We start from the raw sequence: 4547 nt of genomic DNA on the forward strand, positions 1-4547 counted from the left end.
GCTCTACGCCTTCCCGGCCCGCTACTACGCGGCCAGCGCCGCGAGCGTGCTGGGCCTGCAGGGCCTGCTCTGGTGGGTGACCCGGTGAAGCCTCGGACCGCTCCCCAGGCGCCGCCCGCGCCCGTGCCCGTGGCCGCGATTGAAGCGGCGCCCGCCCTGCTCCAGGAGGTGCGCCGGACCGTCGACGCGCGCCTGGGCGCCGGGCGCTATGGCCTGCCTCCCCTGCTGGACGAGCTGGGCCAGACGCTGGCCCGCATGCTGCCGGGGCCCGGGGACGCGCGGCTGTCGCCGGAGGAGCAGCAGCAGGCCCGTGCGTCGTTCGCGGGCATGGTGGACACGCTGGAGGACGTCCTGGAGGCCCTCCACCGCTCGGGCCGGGCCGGGAACGTCATGGGCTGGGGGGAGCGCTGAGCCATGGATGTCATCAAGAAACTGATCGCGTTCATCCCGCCGAAGTGGAAGCCCTACGCGCTGCTCCTCGTGGCGCTGCTGGCCATTGGCATCCCGCTGTTCCTCGTGTGGCGCGCGAAGCGCAAGGCCGCGCCGTCCGGGACGGCCGCCGCGCCGGAGCCCCTGGCGAAGAACCGGCTGCGCAAGGTGCGCGAGAAGTTCCTGGCCGGGCTGCCCCTGCGCCACCGCGTGGCGGTACGGGACCTGCCGGGTGTGGTGGTGCTGGGGCCGGCGGGCGCGGGCAAGTCGCGGCTCATCGAGCTGGACCTGGACTGGAAGCGGCAGGCGCGGCAGTTCCTGCCCAGCCTCCTCACGGATTCACTGCTCCAGATCTACCTGGGCGCGGACGTGGTGGCCCAGGAGCTGTCCGCGCAGCTCGTGGAGGACGAGTCGCCCCAGGCGCGAGGGGCGCTGCGCCGGCTGTGGAAGGACAGCTTCGGAAGCGGCCAGCAGGCGCTGGCGGTGCTGGTGCTGGACGCGCGCTGGCTGCAGGACACGCCCCCAGACGAGGTGCGCCGCACGGCGCAGCTGCTGCGAGGCAAGCTGAACCTGTTGGCGGAGGTCCGCGGGGGCGCGCTGGAGACGCGCGTGTGCCTCACCCACCTGGACGAGCGCGAGGGCTACGCGGACTTCGCGAAGCTCCTGCGCGCGTACCATGTGCCGCTGCGCTTCCCCCTGCCCCCGCCCGGCCAGGAGCCCCGGCTGGGCTCGCTGCTCAAGGCCCAGGAGCAGTACCTGGCGCTGGGCCTGACGGCGCTGCCGGTGGAGTCCTTCGAGCGGCTGGAACGCTTCTATTCGGAAGGCAACGCGCCCTTCGAGGCGCTGTCGCGCTTCGTGACGGCACTGATGGAGGGCCAGACGCTGGCGTACACCCCCACGCTGGCCACGGTGTCGCTGTCCTCCGCGGACAAGGACGCCAGGGACCCGGACGTCCTGTCCGTGTCCGCCGAGGCCAGCACGGCGAAGGCAGTCCACGCGCGCTACCTGCACATCCACCTGCGCCGGGCGGTGCTGCTGGGGCTGGCGTGCGCACTGCCGCTCCTGGCCGTGTACGGGCACTTCGCATGGAGGCTGGGCCAGGCGCGCACCCGCGTGCAGCGCTTCGAGGAGATGGTCCAGCGCATCCGGGACCAGGGGCAGGAGGTGTCCGGAGCCGCGGTGCAGGAACCGGTGGTCGCCGCGGGCCACTCCCTGGACTCGTTGTGGCGGGCCATGAACACGTGGCCCCTGTTGCGCTACAGCTTCACCGATGCGCGAGAGGACCTGCGCCAACGCCTGGCGCGAGGCATCCGCGAGGCCCACATCCGGCCCGCCCTGGAGAAGTGCCACCGCCAGCCGGACACGTGCCGTCCGGAGCAGGTCATCTACCTGCTGGCCACGTTGCACGGCTCGCGCGAGGAGCCGTTGGGACAGCTGGTGCTGTCCAGCCTGAAGACGCGCCCGAACTGGAGCTTCGTGTCGGAGGACGGCCCGGCCGACCCAGCCGTGGACGCGGCGGCGTCGGAGGGAGGGCGCTCGTGGGTGTCGGCGGTGGGGCTGAACGACTCCCTGGTGGCCGACTACGTCGTCATGAGCGATCCGCCGTGGACGGCGCCCGACACGCCCGAGGCCAGCTGGGCGCGCTGGCCCTTCCCGGAGCCGCTCACGCAGGAGTCCCAGCTGATGCCGTGGCAGGCGCACCTGCGACGGCTGCAGGACCTGCTGGCAAACCGGGCCGTGGAGCCGCGCGCGCTGGAGCAGCTGGACGCGGAGCTGGAGTCCATGCAGGACGAGCGACGCAGGCTCCAGACGCTGCTGGATGACAGCGCGCGCTTCAGCAGCCTGCCGCGCGCGCTGGAGCTCCTGGCCGCCTCCGAGGCGCGGGTCGACACCAGCCGCTTCCGGGGCATCCCCTCCACCATCCGGACGGTGGCGTGGATCAACGACCACCGCGAAGTACTGACGAACGTGCTGCGCATGGAGGAGGAGGCCTTCCTGGGCGTGAAGGCGGTGCAGAAGATGAACGTGGCGGAGCTGCTGGTGCGCGACGGCCTGTGGCTGCCGGGCAACGGCCCTACGGTGCTCCAGGTCCCGGTGCTCCAGAGCACCTTCGAGTTCCGGCCCAAGGACAGCTCGCGGCTCCTGCACCAGGCGCTCTTGCGCTACCACGAGAAGACGGGGCGCCTGCCCTTCGGCGTGGTGGAGGGCGAGGAGGCGGTGGCGGCGCGGAGCGGCGCGAGCCTGGCGTCGGACCGGCTGGAGTTCGACACGCGGTTGCGCCCGCTGGTGGATGAGTTCACCACGCGCATCAAGGGCTCGGGGCTGCCGGTGGAGGAGGTGTTGCAGCGCCACGAGCACGTGCGCCGCAAGGTGAACCAGTTCGCGGTCCAGTACCGCAACCGCCTGTTTCAGCGCGTGGGCGGCTACCGCTTCCAGGCGGTGATACCGGCGCTGTTGCCGGAGGAACTGTCGCGCCTCACGCAGCCGTCCTCGGACCTGGTGGACATGCTGCGCGACGTGGCGCAGGGCGTGGCGCTGGAGCCGTTGGAAGGGCCGTTCTACGAATCCCTGCGCAACGCGGTGGCCCCCTTCAAGCCCATCGCCACGGTGATGAAGCCGGACGAGACGGGCAACTACACGGCGCTCAACCCCTACCGGGCGCTGGTGGCCCAGATGTCGGACGAGCTGAACGCGGTGCCCCGTCAGGGTGTGGTGCCCGCGGAGGCGACGGCGTCGCTCACGGGAGGCCTGGCCACCGGCAGCGCGCAGCCGGCCGGCGGGGCCGCGAAGCTCCAGGAGCTGCTCACGCCGCTGGGGAGGCTGGCCTTCGCGATGATGCTGGAGGACGACACGTCCTACCTGCGCAAGGTGGACGCGTGGCTGGATCAACAGGGCCTCATCGGAGAGCTGCGGCAGCCCTTCCGCCAGCCGTTCCTCGCGGTGCGCGAGCTGGGCCAGCGGGAGATTGAACGGACCCTGGAGCGGCAGTGGGAGGAGGCCTCGGGCCGGTTCCTGCGTCCGCTGCTGAAGCACTACCCGTTCACGCAGGACGCGTCGCAGGAGGTGGCACAGGAAGACCTGGAGGTGCTGCGCCGGCTCGACGGAGCCTTCTGGGATTTCGTGTCGCGGGTGCTGACACCGGTGTGCGAGGAGCGAGGCTCGGAGTGGGTGGCGCGAAGCGCGCTCCAGTCGCGCCTGGCGTTTCCGCAGGGGATGTTGCCCACGTTGGGGAAGCTGTCGCGGCTGGCCCGCATCTTGTGGGACGCGGAGGGGAGGCCCCGGCCGCTGATGTTGCAGGTGATGCCGCTGCCGCTGCCGAAGTCGCCCGTCCCGGGCAGCTTCGTGACGCTGGGGTCGCTCAAGTGCGGCAAGACGACGTTCCTGGCGTACAACCAGAGTCCGTCGTGGCAGGAGTTCCCGCTGTCGTGGTGGGACCAGCAGACGGCGTCGCTGATGCTGGAGGTGCGCGCGCCCTCGGAGCAGGCGGTGCAGTACGCGTCGCTGGAGAAGTCGCGTTCGGCGTGGAGCTGCTTCCGGCTGCTGGAGTCATCCCAGGCCACGGAAGACCCGCAGCACCGCAAGTGGTCGTTGAGAGCGCGAGCAGCCACGCCCCCAGAGGGGGTGATGGAGCTGCGCGTCGGGCTCAAGGGTGAGCCCTGGATCCCGTTCCGCGAGGTGCCGCGATGAAACCATGGGCAGGCTGCATCCCTTTGGCGCTGTGTTTCCTGGCCGCGTGCCAGCCGAGCACGCTGCACCTGAGCGTGAAGGCCCCGTCAGGGACGAACCAGGGCCGGCCGATGTACATGCTGGTGCGCAAGGTGGATCCAAAGCAGTTCGCCATCGAGTCCTATGGCGAGGTCTCCGCGCGCATCTTCCAGCCGGACGCGGACGTGCTGCTGTCGGAGGTCATCTATCCGGGCAGGTTGCAGCGCATGAAGGTATCGCTGCCGGACAACACGCCGGTGGCGGTGTCGTTCCTCTTCACCGCGCCGGACGGCACCTGGCAGCAGTTCGTGAACACGCCCGCGCCCGGCTCACTGGAAATCGAGCTGCTCGAAGGCCGCATCCGCACGGGCACCCAGCCCGCGGCCCCCAAGGACTGTCTCTTATACCCATCT

At 71.0% G+C, this 4547-nt stretch carries 3 protein-coding genes; all 3 read left to right on the forward strand.

The features are described from left to right. Nucleotides 1-84 precede the first annotated feature (84 nt). Complete coding sequence (locus D7W81_RS39945) at nt 85-411, forward strand: hypothetical protein (protein ID WP_147445800.1); 327 nt, start codon at nt 85-87, stop codon at nt 409-411. A 3-nt stretch (nt 412-414) separates the two neighbouring features. After that, nucleotides 415-4116: a type VI secretion system membrane subunit TssM gene (locus D7W81_RS39950; RefSeq protein ID WP_120560568.1), complete on the forward strand. Its 3702-nt coding sequence runs from the start codon at nt 415-417 to the stop codon at nt 4114-4116. A gap of 23 nt (nt 4117-4139) precedes the next feature. After that, nucleotides 4140-4547, forward strand: a 408-nt coding sequence (locus D7W81_RS39955; protein ID WP_208721666.1) for a hypothetical protein, incomplete at its 3' end; no start/stop codon positions are given.

Origin of the sequence: Corallococcus aberystwythensis, from assembly GCF_003612165.1 — a bacterium.
GTDB classification, from domain to species: domain Bacteria; phylum Myxococcota; class Myxococcia; order Myxococcales; family Myxococcaceae; genus Corallococcus; species Corallococcus aberystwythensis.

Excerpts from the sequence above, each read along its gene's own strand:
- D7W81_RS39950 (WP_120560568.1), top strand. The coding sequence starts at position 415 with ATGGATGTCATCAAGAAACTGATCGCGTTCATCCCGCCGAAGTGGAAG.